This is a genomic window from Terrisporobacter glycolicus ATCC 14880 = DSM 1288 (genome assembly GCF_036812735.1).
GTDB classification, from domain to species: Bacteria; Bacillota; Clostridia; order Peptostreptococcales; family Peptostreptococcaceae; genus Terrisporobacter; species Terrisporobacter glycolicus.
On record NZ_CP117523.1, the window covers coordinates 3,706,035 to 3,722,783 of the forward strand.

Annotated in this window: 15 protein-coding genes, 1 tRNA gene and 1 other annotated feature; of the genes, 4 read left to right on the top strand and 12 right to left on the bottom strand. The window is 28.3% G+C overall.

The window, feature by feature from the left end; translation table 11 throughout:
* Positions 1–247 precede the first annotated feature (247 nt).
* A complete protein-coding gene (gene pflA, locus TEGL_RS18070; RefSeq protein ID WP_018592091.1) occupies positions 248–988 on the top strand; it encodes a pyruvate formate-lyase-activating protein in 741 nt (246 codons plus the stop codon).
* 76 nt (positions 989–1,064) lie between these two features.
* Here pflA and crcB read toward each other — a convergent pair whose 3' ends face one another.
* The 3 genes from crcB to TEGL_RS18085 form a co-directional block, all read right to left on the bottom strand.
* A complete protein-coding gene (gene crcB / locus TEGL_RS18075; RefSeq protein ID WP_018592090.1) occupies positions 1,065–1,430 on the bottom strand; it encodes a fluoride efflux transporter CrcB in 366 nt (121 codons plus the stop codon).
* Positions 1,431–1,780: 350 nt separating this feature from the next.
* Positions 1,781–2,977, bottom strand: a complete 1,197-nt coding sequence (thiI, locus tag TEGL_RS18080) for a tRNA uracil 4-sulfurtransferase ThiI (protein WP_018592089.1) — start codon at positions 2,975–2,977, stop codon at positions 1,781–1,783.
* Between the two features lie 13 nt (positions 2,978–2,990).
* Positions 2,991–4,142, bottom strand: coding sequence for a cysteine desulfurase family protein (locus tag TEGL_RS18085; protein WP_018592088.1), 1,152 nt, complete (start codon positions 4,140–4,142; stop codon positions 2,991–2,993).
* A gap of 492 nt (positions 4,143–4,634) precedes the next feature.
* On the opposite strand from TEGL_RS18085, the gene TEGL_RS18090 reads away from it, so the two are divergent.
* Positions 4,635–5,630 carry an asparaginase gene (locus tag TEGL_RS18090; RefSeq protein WP_018592087.1) on the top strand — a complete coding sequence of 332 codons (996 nt, stop codon included), beginning with the start codon at positions 4,635–4,637 and terminating at the stop codon, positions 5,628–5,630.
* A 121-nt stretch (positions 5,631–5,751) separates the two neighbouring features.
* Here the strand turns inward: TEGL_RS18090 and TEGL_RS18095 are convergent, their stop codons facing one another.
* The 4 genes from TEGL_RS18095 to TEGL_RS18110 all read right to left on the bottom strand — a co-directional run bounded on the left by TEGL_RS18095 (position 5,752) and on the right by TEGL_RS18110 (position 10,616).
* The gene (locus TEGL_RS18095) at positions 5,752–6,474 is read right to left on the bottom strand and encodes an amino acid ABC transporter ATP-binding protein (RefSeq protein ID WP_018592086.1); all 723 of its coding nucleotides are present in this window, start codon (positions 6,472–6,474) and stop codon (positions 5,752–5,754) included.
* 24 nt (positions 6,475–6,498) lie between these two features.
* The gene (locus TEGL_RS18100) at positions 6,499–7,170 is read right to left on the bottom strand and encodes an amino acid ABC transporter permease (RefSeq protein WP_018592085.1); all 672 of its coding nucleotides are present in this window, start codon (positions 7,168–7,170) and stop codon (positions 6,499–6,501) included.
* 25 nt (positions 7,171–7,195) lie between these two features.
* Positions 7,196–8,035, bottom strand: a complete 840-nt coding sequence (locus tag TEGL_RS18105; RefSeq protein WP_018592084.1) for a transporter substrate-binding domain-containing protein — start codon at positions 8,033–8,035, stop codon at positions 7,196–7,198.
* 231 nt (positions 8,036–8,266) lie between these two features.
* Positions 8,267–8,481: a binding site (T-box leader), on the bottom strand.
* A 92-nt stretch (positions 8,482–8,573) separates the two neighbouring features.
* Positions 8,574–10,616, bottom strand: coding sequence for an ATP-dependent helicase (locus TEGL_RS18110; RefSeq protein ID WP_018592083.1), 2,043 nt, complete (start codon positions 10,614–10,616; stop codon positions 8,574–8,576).
* Between the two features lie 130 nt (positions 10,617–10,746).
* On the opposite strand from TEGL_RS18110, the gene TEGL_RS18115 reads away from it, so the two are divergent.
* Entirely contained in the window at positions 10,747–11,664 is a 918-nt protein-coding gene (locus TEGL_RS18115) for a ribonuclease H-like domain-containing protein (protein WP_018592082.1), read from the top strand.
* A gap of 63 nt (positions 11,665–11,727) precedes the next feature.
* Here TEGL_RS18115 and TEGL_RS18120 read toward each other — a convergent pair whose 3' ends face one another.
* On the bottom strand, positions 11,728–12,492 hold the full coding sequence (locus TEGL_RS18120; RefSeq protein WP_018592081.1) for a YdcF family protein: 765 nt from the start codon (positions 12,490–12,492) through the stop codon (positions 11,728–11,730).
* A gap of 141 nt (positions 12,493–12,633) precedes the next feature.
* Entirely contained in the window at positions 12,634–14,199 is a 1,566-nt protein-coding gene (locus tag TEGL_RS18125; RefSeq protein ID WP_018592080.1) for a ClC family H(+)/Cl(-) exchange transporter, read from the bottom strand.
* A gap of 154 nt (positions 14,200–14,353) precedes the next feature.
* On the opposite strand from TEGL_RS18125, the gene TEGL_RS18130 reads away from it, so the two are divergent.
* A complete protein-coding gene (locus TEGL_RS18130; RefSeq protein ID WP_018592079.1) occupies positions 14,354–15,589 on the top strand; it encodes a cation:proton antiporter in 1,236 nt (411 codons plus the stop codon).
* A gap of 165 nt (positions 15,590–15,754) precedes the next feature.
* Here the strand turns inward: TEGL_RS18130 and TEGL_RS18135 are convergent.
* From TEGL_RS18135 to TEGL_RS18145, 3 genes are all read right to left on the bottom strand, one after another.
* A tRNA-Ser gene (locus TEGL_RS18135) sits at positions 15,755–15,847 on the bottom strand.
* A 140-nt stretch (positions 15,848–15,987) separates the two neighbouring features.
* Positions 15,988–16,299, bottom strand: a complete 312-nt coding sequence (locus tag TEGL_RS18140; protein WP_018592078.1) for a hypothetical protein — start codon at positions 16,297–16,299, stop codon at positions 15,988–15,990.
* Positions 16,300–16,312: 13 nt separating this feature from the next.
* Positions 16,313–16,729, bottom strand: coding sequence for a DUF3842 family protein (locus TEGL_RS18145; RefSeq protein WP_018592077.1), 417 nt, complete (start codon positions 16,727–16,729; stop codon positions 16,313–16,315).
* Positions 16,730–16,749 lie beyond the last annotated feature (20 nt).

Below are 16,749 nucleotides of genomic sequence, written 5' to 3' on the forward strand. Positions count from 1 at the left end.
AAAGACTAAATTCATTTTAGTCTTTTTATTTTACCCTTTTACTACAAAAAATCAATTTTTTTGGTAATAATAATTAGAAAATTAACATGAAAAATCAAAACTTAAAAAGTCAAGATATAAAATATATGAAATCTTCTCATTTTATAGATTTATTTATGCAGTTAATCTATAATCTTCTTATTTTTAAATTTTGTATACATATTCTTTATCTTTTTTAGTTTTAATAATTAATTTTACGAGGTGCAATATGACTAAAGGAAGAATCCATTCAATAGAAACATTTGGAACAGTAGACGGACCCGGAATAAGAAGTATCTTATTTTTCCAAGGATGTCCATTAAGATGTAAATACTGCCATAACAGAGATACTTGGGATACAAAAGGTGGAACTGAATATACAGCAGAAGAATTAATAGAAAATGTATCTAGATATTCTTCTTATTGGAAATCATCTGGTGGTGGAATAACAGCATCTGGTGGTGAAGCTACTTTACAAGCAGATTTCCTTGCTGAATTATTTGCAAAAGCTAAAGAGAAAGATATTCATACTTGTTTAGATACTTCTGGTTTTGTTGATATAGAAAAAATCGAGAAAGTTCTTGATAACACTGACTTAGTACTACTTGATATAAAACATATAGATGAAGAAGAAGCTAAAAAATTAACTGGTGTTGGTATAGAAAAAACTTTAAAATTAGCAAAACATTTAGATGAACGACATATACCAATTTGGTTAAGACATGTGTTAGTACCTGGGATAACAGATAGTGAAGAAAACTTATCTAAAATTGGTGAGTTCGCTGCTTCTCTAAATAACATAGATAGATTAGAGATTTTACCATATCATACTATGGGTGTTCATAAATGGGAAAACATGGGTATTGAATATGAATTAAAAGACGTTAGAGATGCCAATGCTGATGATGTGGCTAGAGCTGCTGAAATCATTGAAAAACACGGTGTTAAAGTATTCAATAGTAAAAAATAATTAATACTATAAATATATTAACTATATAAATATTTGTATAAAATAACGAAAGAAGTCTTATTATAAGGCTTCTTTTTTAAATTAAAAACTTACCAACTAATACTCCAACTAAACTTAAAAATAAATTCAAAATTATATTAAGAATTGCCAAAACAAATTTTCCTCCATCCATTAAAGCTATTGTTTCATAGCTAAATGTAGAAAATGTAGTTAATCCTCCCATAAAACCTGTTGTTAAAAATAGTTTCAAATGTGGTGATATCAAATCTGTTTTTATACTAATTTCCATAATAAAACCTATTAATAAACCACCTAAAATATTTGCTATCAGCGTGCCTATAGGTATCTTAGATAAAAATAATTTTGAAGCATAAATTGATATTAAATATCTAAAAATAGCGCCTATGAATCCACCTATTCCTATGCATAAAATATTAATCACTATTCTTCTCCCTTTTACAGTCTTATAAGTCAATTTATTTATAAATAAAAAAGCCTTAGATATAATATTATCTAAGACTTTTATTTCTATTATTATTTTTTTAATATAACTACATTATTTATTGTGTTTTGTACAATAAAAAGTGGAGTGTACCCTATTCACTCCACTTTTTTCACTACAAACACTTCAATTATTTTGGAAATATTTTCGGCCAATTTATATTATTTCCAAATACCAAATACCAAAACATCTACTCATTAATGTTTTATAAGTTAATATTATCATATACATTTCATTATTACAGTATACTTTTTTTACATGAAAAGTATAATATAGTATTACTACTTTTTTTAGAATTCTATAACTTCCACTTCCATATTAGCTATGGCATCTTCTATTAACTTTTCAACATCTAGCGCTTTTTCTGAATCCTCTATTCTCTCTAATCTAGGCTTAGTTACAGGCTTCTTAGGAGCAAACACTGAACAACAATCTTCTTCCGGTATTATCGATGTTTCAAAAGTATCTATTTTCTTAGCTATATCTATTATTTCAGTCTTGTCCATAGCTATAAGCGGTCTAAACACTGGTAAGCTTACAGACGCGTTTGTACAAGTTAGTCCTTGTATAGTTTGAGATGCAACTTGTCCTATACTTTCTCCTGTTATTAAAGCATCACAATTTCTTTGAACTCCAACTCTTTCAGCTATTCTCATCATAAATCTTCTTGAGATTATAGTCATTTCTTCATCTCTACAATTCAAACCTACAGCTTTTTGTATTTCAAGTAAATTAATTTTGTGAAGTCTTACTTTTCCAACATATTTAGCTAATATTCTTGCTAAATCTTTTACTTTCTCTTGTGATTTTTCACTTGTGAAAGGATATGTGTGGAAATGTATAGCTTCTACTTCCATACCTCTTTTCGCGACCATCCATGTAGCAACTGGTGAATCTATTCCCCCTGATAATAAAGACATAGCTTTACCATTAGTTCCTATTGGAAGTCCTCCATAACCTGGGACAGTATCACTGTAAACTACTACGTTACTTTCTCTAAGTTCACATTTAATTTTAACTTCAGGCTTATGCATCTCTGCAGTTATTCTATCTCCTACTTTAGATAGTAAATATCCACCTATATCCATACTCATATCTTGAGAAGTTAATCTAAACGATTTATCTCCTCTTCTACTTTCTACTTTAAATGTTTTAGCTCCACTTGCTATTTTATCTTCTAAAACTATAAGAGCAGTTTCCTTTAATTTTTCGTAAGCTGCTTCTACATCCTCGTCATTATTTCTAAGAACTTTCACAGCTGGACATACTCCAACTACCCCAAAAACCTTTTTAACCTCTTCACAAACTTCTTCAAATTCATAATCAGCTAAATCAACATATACTCTTCCATATTCTTTGTATACATTAAATGTGCCCATTGACTTTAACATATTTTTTATATTTTTTATTAATTTATTTTCAAAAATATATCTATTCTTTCCTTTTACTCCTATTTCTCCGTACTTAACTATAATTGAATTATACATATTTCACCTCTTATTATCGTCTTTTTATTATCATTCTTAGGTCACGTATTGAGTCTTTCAATACTTTTACAGTTTCTAAAATTTCTTCTTCTGTATTAAAATCTGATAAACTAAATCTTACTGCACCTTCTATTTCTTCTGGTTTAAGCTTAATTGCATTTAGTACATGGCTTCCTTTCTTCTTAGAAGAACATGCTGAGCCTGTAGACACAAAAATATTTTTTTGTTCTAAGAAGTGAAGTAAAACTTCTCCTCTTATATTTTCAAAAGAAACATTTAATATGTGACAAACTCCATCTTCTGGCGAATTTACTTTTACACCATCTATATTTTTTAATATTTCTTCTTTTAATAATACTTTTAAATTTTGTATTTTGTTAATTTTACTATCTAAATCTTTATTCATTATTTCTACTGCTTTTCCTAAACCATAAATTCCTGGCACGTTTTCAGTTCCTGATCTCACACTAGATTCTTGGCCTCCACCAGTTATAATAGGTTTTAGTTTACTATTTTCCTTAATATACATAAATCCTATTCCTTTTGGTCCGTGGAACTTATGGCCACTTACTGTCATAAAATCAATATTATATTTAGTTGGTCTAAATTTGATCTTTGTGTAAGACTGAACACAGTCCACATGGAAGTATATTTTTTGTTCTAAAGTCTTTAGATATTTTCCTATTTCTTCAATTGGTTGAATACTTCCTATTTCATTGTTAACGTGCATTGTAGAAATTAATATAGTAGAGGGCTTTATTGCCTTTTTTACATCTTCTACACTTATTTTCCCACTTTTATCAACTTCTAATAGTGTTATTTCAAATCCTTCTTTTTCTAAATCAGCTAATGTACTTAGTACCGATGGATGCTCTATATTAGTAGATATTATATGATTTTTTGTTTTTCTAAAATTATAAGCAACTCCTCTAATAATTGTATTATTAGACTCCGTTCCTCCTGATGTGAAAAATATTTCTTTATCCTTCGCACCTAAACTCCTAGATATATTTTGTCTTATTTCTTTAATCTTTCTGTCTACTTCTATTCCTTTTTTATGTAATGAAGAAGGATTCCCGTATTCTGTAGTAAGAGCTTTCACCATTTCTTCTACTACCTCTTCATAAGGTTTTGTAGTTGCACTATTATCTAAATAAATTTCCATTTACTACACCGTCCTATTATATTTTTTTATTAATATATCCATCAATTATGTACTTTAATTAATTCGTCAAAAATATCAGCATTTTTTATTATACCATTTTTAGACCTATTTTTTAATCTTATAGTATAAAGTTTTACAAATACATATTAATTATATTAACATTTTAGGCTATAAATATAATCAAAAAAATTTTCTAAAAAATTTGTAAAATTATGTTGCATTTTTTGTCGAATATTGCTATTATATATAAGTAGTTATCCCCTTGATAACCCAATTAAAGTTTCTATTCAAATACCCCTTTTTATGAATAGATATATATTATGTCTAAGACGAATTAGATTTAATTTATCAGAATAAAAAAAAGAGCTTCCCCGGCTCTTTTTTTTGTGTTTAATTTTAAAGTAAAATACTGAAATTTCTTTAAAAATAATAATTTTTAGTTTATATTTTTGGTATAATTAAAGTAGTATTTAAATTCAAGGAGGTAATATTATGTCTACTAAAAAAAAGGTAGGTATCCTATTTACTGGTGGAACTATATCTATGACAATAGATAAAGAAATCGGTGCAAATGTACCATCTTTATCAGGAGAACAAATAATGTCTATGGCAACTAATGTTAAAGATGTTGCTGATTTTGAAATAAAAGACTTTGACGAAATTCCAGGACCTCATATGACACCTGAAAAACTAGTTCAATTAAAATCTGCTATTTTAGAATTATTAGATAGAGAAGATATATGTGGCGTTGTAATAACTCATGGTACGGATAGTTTAGAAGAAACTGCTTATTTCTTAGATTTAATAATTGATCATGAAAAACCTGTTATAGTTACAGGAGCTATGAGAAGTAGTTCTGAACTTGGATATGATGGATCAAACAACTTATCATCAGCTATTTGTGTTGCTATATCAGAAAATGCGAAAAATAAAGGTGTTCTTGTTGTATTAAACAACGAAGTATTATTAGCGTCTGAAGCAACTAAAACAGATACTATGGCTCTAAATACTTTCCAATCACCTGGTAAAGGTTCTTTAGGTATAGTTGATAGTAACGAGCTTTTACTATTTAAAAATGTGGCATCTAGGACTTTTATTGATACTGATAAAGTAGAGACCAAAGTTGCCCTATTCAAATCAGGAATAGGAATGGATTACATTTTTATAAATCATGCTGTAGATATGGGATACAAAGGTATCATAATAGAAGCAATGGGAAGAGGAAATGTACCTCCATTAATGTATGAAGGTGTTAAGTATGCCAGAGAAAAAGGAGTTATTGTTGTTATAACTTCTAGATGTTCAACTGGTAGAGTGTATGATTCTTATGGGTATTTAGGGTCAGGAAGAGATTTAAGAAATTTAGGGTGTATCTTCGCTGGTGACCTGAACGGACATAAATCAAGAATCAAATTAATGTTAGCATTAGGTAAAACTAATAATCTTGATGAGCTTAAAGACTATTTCGAAAAAGGAATATATTATTAAGATTATTTAATTTATAAAAAAATTTAGTATTATCCAATTAAATTACGATAATATTATATACCTTCTTTATTACAATAAAAAACTTCCAGATTATCTCTGGAAGTTTTTTGTTGTAATGTATTTATAAAACTTTAGCTAAAAATTCTTTTGTTCTTTCATTAACAGGATTATTAAATACATTTTCCGGTGTATTCTCTTCTATTATTTTTCCACCATCTACAAATATAACTCTGTCTGCTACTTCTTTTGCAAATCCCATTTCATGAGTGACTATTGCCATGGTCATTCCTTCATCAGCTAACTCCTTTATAACATCGAGAACTTCTTTTACCATTTCTGGATCCAGTGCTGATGTGGGCTCATCAAATAACATCATGTCAGGCTCCATTGCCAAAGCTCTAGCTATGGCGATTCTTTGTTTTTGACCACCTGATAGTTGGGATGGATATGCATCTTTTTTATCTAGTAATCCTACTCTTTTTAGCAGCATCTGAGCCTTTTCATTTGCCTCTTCTTTACTTATTTTTTTTATTTTAATGGGGGCTAAAGTTATATTATCTAAAACAGTCATATGAGGAAATAAGTTGAAATTTTGAAAAACCATTCCTATATTTTGTCTTACTTCATCAATATTAACTTTCTCACCTGTTATATTTTTTCCTTCAAATATTATTTCACCTTCAGTAGGTTCCTCAAGTAAATTCATACATCTAAGTACTGTACTTTTTCCTGATCCACTGGGACCTACTATAGCAACTATTTCACCTTTATCAATTTGTAAATCTATGCCTTTAAGCACATGCAAATTTCCGAAATATTTATGCAAATTATTTATTTTTATCATATCATCACTTTCCCTTATATTATTCTAGTTTGACTGAGCTAGCTTTTTCTCTAATATACCTACTAATTTAGATAATACAGATGTTATCACAAGGTATGTAGCTGCTGCTACTAAATAAGGTTCCATTGGACTATAAATTGCTGTAACTACTATACCCGCTTTAAACATCAGCTCTTGAGTTCCTATAACAGAAAGTACTGCTGATTCTTTTACTAATGTAATAAACTCATTTGCTAAGGCTGGCAATACATTCTTTATAGCTTGTGGAACTATTATAAACCTCATTGTATCTTTATATCCTAGACCTAGTGATCTACTAGCCTCCATTTGTCCCTTATCAACAGATTGTATCCCTGATCTTAATATTTCAGCCACATAAGCACTTGAATTTATAGATAATGCAAATGCACCCGCTATAAATTTAGAAGATATAGGACCTACATCAGGAAAGTCAAATCCTAATTGCGGAAATCCATAATAAATAATATATATTTGCACAAATAACGGTGTACCTCTAAGAATTTGAACATATGCACTTGATATAAATTTTAATATCTTAACTTTAGACATTTTCATTAGACAAATCAATAAACCAAGAATAAAACCTATGATTAATGAGACCATAGATACTAATATAGTATACTCTGCTCCTTTGACTATTAATCCATAGTATCCACTTAATTTACTAAAATCCATATAACCATCTCCTAATTACTGTCTATTATTTTGCTAGTTCTAAAGCTTGTTGCATATATTCATCCGTTTTTCCTTCTTTATCTAATCTTGCTATTGTATCATTTACAGATTTTAAAAATGCAGTATTATCAACTTTATCATCTGATTTTTTAATAGCTGCTGCTGCAGTTTCTGCAACTTCATCACCTACAGTTGAATTTCCTATAGCTATATTCTTATAATTTTTAACATTTATTTCAGCTACTGCTTTACCTGTAACTATAACATCTATTTTTCCATTTTGAAGCTCTAGCATTAAATCTGGCATTTTCTTTAATTGTGTGGCATCTGTTATTCCTAAATCACCAGTAACATAGTCCGCTTGAGTTGTTCCTTTTTGAACTCCCACTTTTAATTTTTTTAAATCATCTGAATTTTTTATAGAGTCTTCTTTTCCTTTTGATACTATACATACATTGCTATTTGTATAATATATTTCTGAAAAATCAACACTTTTCTTTCTAGTTTCATCTGGAGTCATTCCTGCTAAGACTATATCAACTTTATCCGCTTGTAAAGCTCCTAATAATCCATCAAAATCCATATCTGTATATTCAACTTTTACTCCCATATCTTTTGCCATTTCTTGAACCATAAAATCATCGAATCCAACTATTTTATCTTTTCCATCGACAACTTTATGGAATTCATAAGGTGAGTATTCAGCACTTGTTCCTACTTTTAATACTCCTGCATCCTTAATTTGTTGAAGTTTATCCGTGGCTTCAGTTTTATCTCCTTTATCTCCACCACTTGAACAGCCTACTAATGATATAGTCATCATTGAAGCTAACGTTAATCCTAATATTTTCTTTAATCCTTTCATTTCAATATCCTCCTTTATATTTTTATATAATTAATTTCAATTTTCCAAAATAAAAATTCACTTGGCTTAAGCCACTGCGTGTGCGCTATACTTCATGTCGCCAACGAGATTCCTTCGCTACCGCTGAGTTAACTACCTTGCTAAAACTAATAGATTATAAAATATATGTTATCCTCAGAACAGATAACATATATTTTCCTTACAATTAAAAAAGTCCCTTAGTCATAATGACTAAGAGACGAATTAACCGCGTTACCACTCTTGTTGATAGGTAGTGCACTTACCTATCCACTCAAACCCTTAAGGCAGGCGCTACCTATTATCATACTTAAGTTCTGATAATCTTCTCCAAAGCTCTATTCACTCTAAACTTTATTATTAGGCTCACACCATTCCCTAATTCGCTGTAACTCCATTTAGGCTACTCTCTTTTTCATAGAATTTTCTTTTTTCAAATTATTAATAAAATTATAGTTAGATAATTTACCTTTGTCAATAATAAATTTCAGAATTTTTTAATTTTTGTTTATGTTTTTATTTATAGCTGCTTTATAATATTATTTCTCATACATAGTTTGTAATCTAAAGTTTTTTCTTCATTTTTGAACTTAACTTGTACTATATCCCCATCTTTACCCACAATTCTTCCATTTCCAAAACTTTTGTGATAAAGTTTATCCCCAATTTTAACACTTTTCATCTCTTCATTTGTTGGTATCTTTATATCATTCAAAAATCTTGATTCATAAGCCTTTTTTCCATATTTATTTATGGGAGAACTTAATGTTAAGCTTTCTTCTGCACGAGTCATACCTACGTACATAAGCCTTCTTTCCTCTTCTATTTGCTCAGATTTTTTGTCATCATCATCAACATCGTAAGACTTCTCATGGGGAATCGTTCCTTCATTAATTCCTATAATATAGACATATCTGAATTCTAATCCCTTGGCACTATGCATGGTAGTAAATACTACTCCATCTAATTCCTTTTTATACTGATTTTGCTCCAACTCTGCCTTAACTTTTTCTATATGCTCTAAATATTCTTCAGTAGTTTCAAAGTTAGATGCAGAACTTTCTATCTCATTCAAAATTTCTATTAATCCATTTGTCTTTATTTTTCTATTCATACAATAATCTAAAATATACTTATCATAATCTAAAGTTGTTCTTATATATGATATGGCATCTTGTGGACATTGATGTTTTAAATAACTTATATCAATATCTAAATCATTTATAGTTTTCACTTGTTTTGGATGAAGATTGCACTTTGTTATTAAAGCATTTACAAAGTCTTTGTCTTCCTTAATTTGATTTAAGTTATCTCTGGATATATATCTAAAAGGCTTATTAATAATTCTTATCCAATCCTCATTGTTGTGTTTTTTTACAGCAATTTTTAAGTAAGACAATATATCTCTTGCTGCCCAGTGATCGTATATTGTCACTATTGAATCTTTTATGGTAAAAGGTATCCTCATGTCCATGAATACATCTACAAGTGCTCTAGATTGAATATTTGTCCTGTAGATCACTGCAAAATCACTATATTCTACATAATCCTTTTTAATTTCTTCTAAAATTTCTTTCCCAATTTGAATTGCCTCATCTTCTGAATCCTTTGGTTTAATATAATTTACTATTGCACCTTCTCCTTGATTACATTTTATGGTTTTATCATATCTACTAACGTTTTTTTCTATTAATTTATTAGATACGTCAATTATTTCTTTTTTAGATCTGTAATTAATGTCTAATAAAATCTTTTCTGTTCCTTTAAAATACTCTTCAAACTGTAATAAAAAATCAGGTCTAGAACCTCTAAATCCATATATACTTTGGTCTTCATCTCCTACAACAAATATATTATTATTTGGATTTGACATTAGCTTTAATACTTCAAATTGCACTCTATTTATATCCTGGAACTCATCTACTAAAATGTATTTATAAACTTGTCTAACCATGTCTAAAGCCTGTTTATTTTGATTCAACAAATAATAAGTTCTCAGCAACATATCATCAAAGTCTATTTTTTTAACTTGTTCCTTATATTCTTCGTACATATTGTAAGTATTTATAAATTCATCTTTTGTTAAAATTTCTGATTCAAAATCTTGCTTTTCCATTAGCTCATTTTTAACATAAGAAATCTCATTTATAACTTGTCCAACTGTTTCATCATCTTCGCCATTTTCTACTTCTAAATTTTTAAGTATCCCTTTAATCGTATTTCTTTTTGTTTTTTCATCAAGAATACTATTCATCTCGTATTTTCCAAAATACCTTAAAATTTTATAAAAAACAGCATGAAATGTTCCAAAAGTAACTTTGTTTATTCTGCTGTCCTTGCAAATTTGAAGAGCTCTATTTCTCATTTCCATGGAAGAGTTCTTTGTGAAACTTATTGCTAATATTCTTGTTGGAGGAATATTATTATTCACTATCATATTTGCGATTCTATAAGTTATAACTCTTGTTTTACCTGATCCAGGCCCAGCTAACACCATGCATGGTCCATCAACATGCTCCACTGCTTTTCTTTGATTTTCGTTTAATTTATCTTTATCAATCATCTTTTCCCACCTTGAAGTATTTGTCTATTTATTTATAAAATTACATTTACTATCATTTCTATTTAATATATGATTAAATTAATTTATTCAACGTCTATTATAGTACAAAATTGAAAAAAGGAGAAATACCATGAAAATCATAGAAAGAATATTGATAAATGAAAAATTAAACATGAATAGTAACACCTTTATATTCGACATTGAAACTACTGGATTAAGTCCAAAATTTTGCAAAGTTATTTTAATCGGTATTCTATATAATTGCCAAGATAAGACTGTTATTAAACAATTTTTTGCAGAAAATGAAGACGAAGAAAAAGAATTGCTTATGGCTTTTGTTGATAATATTAAATGTTTCAAAAGACATGTAACTTATAATGGACTAAGTTTTGACATAGGATTTGTAAATTACAGATTAAAAAAACACCATATTGATTTCAATTTAGATAAAGAAGATGACTTTGATATCTTTAGATTCATTAAATCATTTAAATCTCCTCTAGGTTTGGAGGATTGTAGTTTAAACTCAGTTGAAACATACTTTGGCATTCATAGAGATGATGTTATAGATGGTGGAGAAAGCGTAAAATTATATAAAGAATTTGTTAAAAACAAAGATTATAAGATCATGGATACTATTCTTTTACATAATTACGAAGATATTTATAATTTAAGTAAACTTGTAAATATTAAAGATTTAGTAGGAGAAAAATTGGATTTAATAGAACTAAGTGGTATTAATTATAATCTTAAAATTTTTCCTTTAAACTATAAAATAAATGCAAAAAAGTTATGTATGAATTATTTTATTTTCGCTGGAGTACACAATAATATTTCAATTTACAACGACAATTATTCTATAATATGTCAAAATAATAATATTTCTCTGGAAATAAATATCAGTAAAGGTATAGATAAAGATAAAAATACCATATTATTTTATAATTTATCGAAAATTATTCCTCTTAAGTTTAATGATAATATTCTAAATTCAAATATTTACTCCTTATGCAATTTTATAATAAAAAAAGAGCTTTGTAATATTTAAATTATTTAACATAAAAAGCTATATAACTAGACTGTTTTCAGCTATCTATATAGCTTTTTTAATTTAACTAATAAGGCTAATTTTTATACTTCTATAAAAATCTATAATACTGGTTGAGTACTCTCTTATCATATAATATATCCTACTTGATAAGCTACTTGTGGAACATAGACCTTCATTATCAATTCCTAGAATACTAGCTATAAATCTTCCCCTAAATAAATGATAATCACTAGTAACAATCAAAGCTTTATTTTCTAAATTTAAATCTTCCATTATATCTTTGCTAAACATTATATTTTCTAAAGTTGTAGTTGCTTTATTTTCTAATATTATATTATCTTCATCTACTCCATTTTCTACAAGATAATTTTTCATTGCTGATGCTTCCGTCATTACTTCGTCTTTACCTTGCCCACCAGATACAATTATATTTATATGTTTATTTTGATTGTAATACTCCATTGCTTTGTCTAGCCTTTGTTTTAGAGTCTTAGATACACCATCTTTATTTACTTTAGCTCCTAAAACTATCATCGTACTCATACTATTTGTAGAATTTACATCCTGGGTTTTATACATATTTATGATGATTGCACTTTGCAATAAAATAAATGATGTTATAAATAATATCATTACTGCTTTATAAATTTTGTATATTACTTTTATATATTTATTCTTATAAGCAATATTTCTAGCACTTATTAGTAAATATATAAGTAAAGTTGATACAACTATAAACACTGTAGAAAAACTTAATCCCCATTGAGATAATGCTAATATTATTGGAATACTTAGTGCTATAAGTAATTTTATATTTTTATTCATACCTATTCTCCCTTACAATTTACGATTATCCTTTATTCGCAATCAATTATAACATACTAAATCACAACTCAAAAAGGAGTGATTTAATCAATATTAAATTATTCACTAAATCACTCCTTAATTTCAATTTTTAATTATTTATTAAACTGTAGATGCCATTTCTAATATATCTTCTAACATACATGAAGCACTATCTTCGTTTGTCATTACTACTAATAAATCACCTGCATAAATTTTTGTATCTCCCCTAGGCAAAATTTCTTTTTCACCTCTGTGTATTGATACAACTAAACAATTCTCAGGCCATTCTATGTCTTTTATTTGTTTATTATCTAGATCACTATATATTTGTACTACTATTTCTATTAATGTTTTCTTTCCTGCTCTACCTTCATATTTATTAGTTCCTTTAGCTAAGATTCTACTCAATAAACTTTCATAAATTGGCGCAGAATTTAAAATATCTGAAGTTAATTGAGAAACTATTACAACTACTGCTAAAGCTAATAAATGATTTAATGAACCTGTCATCTCAGAAATTAGCAATATTGCTGTAATAGGTGCTTTTACTATTGAAGCAAAATGACCTGCCATTGCAAGAACAATAAAGTTTACTAAATAGACATCTGGTATTCCTAAATATTTAACATATATAAGCCCTACAAAATTACCTACTAAAGCTCCTAAAACTAGTAGTGGGAAAAATATACCTCCTGGAACTCCAGATCCAAAACTAATAAAAGTAAATAGGAATTTTATAATTATTAATGAAAATAAAAATATTAAAGTAAATTGACTTTCTTTTAAGGTCATGATTAAATCATGGCCTCCACCTAAAACTATAGGACATAACATTCCTATTATTCCTGTCATTACAAAAGGAATAATACATTTTATCTCTACAGATGTGTTTAATTTTTTATATAGATCCTGAGTTTTTAAGAGACCACTACTGAATATAACTCCACTAACACCTATAATTATACCAAGGATTATCAAACCCCAATAATATTTTAAAGGTAAAGAATTTAATTTTGAAAAATGTAAAGATGGTGCCATACCAAAGAAATTTTTTGAAATAAAATCAGCAGTTAAAGATGCTATCATTGCTGATACTAGCACCAATGGTGAAAAGTTTTTATGAGTTTCCTCCAAAGAAAACATCACACCTGATATGGGTGCATTAAATGCTGCAGAAAGACCTGCACTTGCTCCACTTGTTATTAAATACTTCTTTTCATTTTCTAATTTGTTGCTTTTCTCAGAAATTCCCTCACCAATACAAGCTCCCATTTGTACCGATGGGCCTTCCCTTCCAAGAGAAAGTCCTGCTCCTAAACAAATTAATCCGCCCATAAACTTATAAATCAATACCTTAAACCAATTTTGTTTTAAGTTTCTAGTTAATATTCCCTCAACTTGAGGAATACCGCTACCGCTTATCATAGGCTCTTTTTTTACCATCTTACCAACTATAAACCCTAGAAAAATTAAAATTAAAAATAGAATAGGTATTAATATTATATCTTCTATAGCTTTATTGTATAAATTTATAAATAGGGGGCTTACTTTCAATAATAGCATTCTGTGTATTACAATTACTAAGCCTACTATAATACCTATCAATAAAGAATCCATAATTAATCTGTATTTTAGATTTTCAAGTCGTTTTAACATATTATATACTCTGTCTTTCTTTGTATCCATAATATCTCCTTTCAAATCTAATTTTAAACATATTTCATTAAAATTACAACCAATTGAGAAAAATCTTATATACGTTAATTTAATATAGCATAATAGAATATAAGTTTTTGCAAATAATAAATTTAACAAAATCATCTCAGAAAGGAAAATCATCATGGTCGAGAATATTTCAGCAATTAGTTCTAATGAACTATTACTCGTTATGGCATCAATATCTGTACTAGGTATAATTGGTGCTTATATAGGAGAAAAATTAAAAATCCCCGATGTGGTTATATATTTATTATTTGGAGTTGCTTTTGGACCAACTTTTTTTAATTTAGTAAATATTAATTCATTTCCTGTAGCAAATGAGTTGATATTAACATTTGGCTCTGCTTTTATACTATATGAAGGTGGTAGTGAAATCAAACTTAAGATTTTAAATAAAGTAAAAATAACGGTTTTGCTATTGGCTTCTTTTGGTGTATTTTTAACTGCTGCAATAATTGGAGTAAGTTCAAATGCTATATTAAATTTGCCTCTTCAAACTAGTATTTTACTGGGTGCTATAGTAGCTTCAACAGACCCAGCTAGTTTGATACCAGTATTTAAGCAAGTAAAAATTCAAAATACTCTAAAACAAACTATTATTAGTGAATCTGCATTTAACGATGCATTTGGCGCTATACTTTTTACTTCAATTTTAGCAAGTATAACTCTATCTCAAAAATCCAGCTTACTAGAAACTAGTATGCAACTAGTATTTATGATTTTAATTGGATTACTTGTAGGCGCTGGTGTGGCGCTTATTGGAACAGCATTAGCATCTACAAAAATTTACGGTATTTTTGGAAAATATGAAGCCATAATGTCATTAGCCGTAGTAATCTTTTCTTATGAAATATCTGAAAGATTAGGTGGTAGTGGTTATATGTCTGTTTTTATAGCAGGTTTAGTAACAGGCAATAAAAAACTTTTCAATTTATGGATAGAAGACGATATATATATAGAAGGCGTCCACTTTAGAGAAACTATTTCAACAATTGCAAGAATGGCTATATTTATAGTTCTTGGTACTCATTTAGATTTGAATGCATTAATTAAATACGGTTGGAAAGCTTTTTTAATAGCATTAATTTTAATTTTTATAGCTCGTCCTATTGTTGTTATAATTTGTACATCACTTGATATAAAGGCTAAATGGAGCAGAAATGAAAAGTTATTTATGATGTGGATTAGAGAAACTGGTGTTATACCTGCTGCACTTTCAGGAATTGTAGTATCAAATAAAATTCCTGGCTATGAAATTATTTCATCTACAGTCTTTATGTGTATAGTTATAACACTGTTAGTTCAGGCTAGCACAACAGGTATTGTGGCTAAGAAATTAAATGTACTAGAAGAATAGTTTTTACAAATATTATCTTTATTTTTCATAAACGCGCTTAATTTTAGTACCTTTTACATATTTTTAATATATTAATATAAAAAGTATTAATTTGTGGATATTTATGAAGAAAAAAATATATATTAAATAAAAGAGACTATGGAATAATTTCCATAGTCTTTTGATTGGCGGAGAAGGAGGGATTCGAACCCTCGCACCGGTTTAATCCAGCCTAATCCCTTAGCAGGGGATCCTCTTGAGCCACTTGAGTACTTCTCCAATACTATTTCATTATATTATATGAAAAACTTTTTGTCAACTATTAGTCTCTATTAAATATTATTTGTTTTTAATATTTAATTTTATTATTAACAAAAGCAAAGAAAATTTTCATATTCTTTGCTTTTTATCTTAAATAACTACATATTTTTTTTAGCTTCTAATAACATCTCATTAGCTTGTTGCATACATGCTATAGCTTTTTCTATATACTCAGCAGTTTCTTCTTTACCCATTTCTTTTGCTTTGTTTACCCATTCTCTAAAACCTTCTTCATGAGATTGATTATGATTAACCCAGTGTACTAATAAAATGTTTAAAGTTTTTTCATCCTTGCTTACTTCTTCTTCCTCGTGACTATGACAGTTTCCTCCACACCCACATTCAGCATGTACATGATCGTGTTCATGATGATGACCTTCATGATATAAAGCAACATTTTTATTAAACATTTTAAACTCCCCCTTATTTTATATTAAATTCTCTTTTTATTATTTTAATCGTATCTTTAATTAATAATGATAATGGTTTGCCTTCTATACCTATTACTTCAAAATTTTCTGGCATTATTGGTAATAATATTTTAAATGCTTCGCTATCACATACGGCCTCACTTATGGTGCTTGTCACTTCTCCCATCATAGTATTTGGCATTACAATTGAAATAGGCGAAACAATTATATTGGCTTTTTTTGAAGATACTACTATGGCATTTTCTCCTGTCGCACCTTTATTTGCATGAGCCTTCATCATGGCACTTGTAGCTATGGAGTTTGTACCTAATGCATATATTTCCATATATGATGGTAACTCCTCTCTTAGTGCACTAACCACTTGAGCTCCTATACCGCCACCCATTCCGTCTATTACTGCAATTATCATATTTGACCTACCTCTAATTT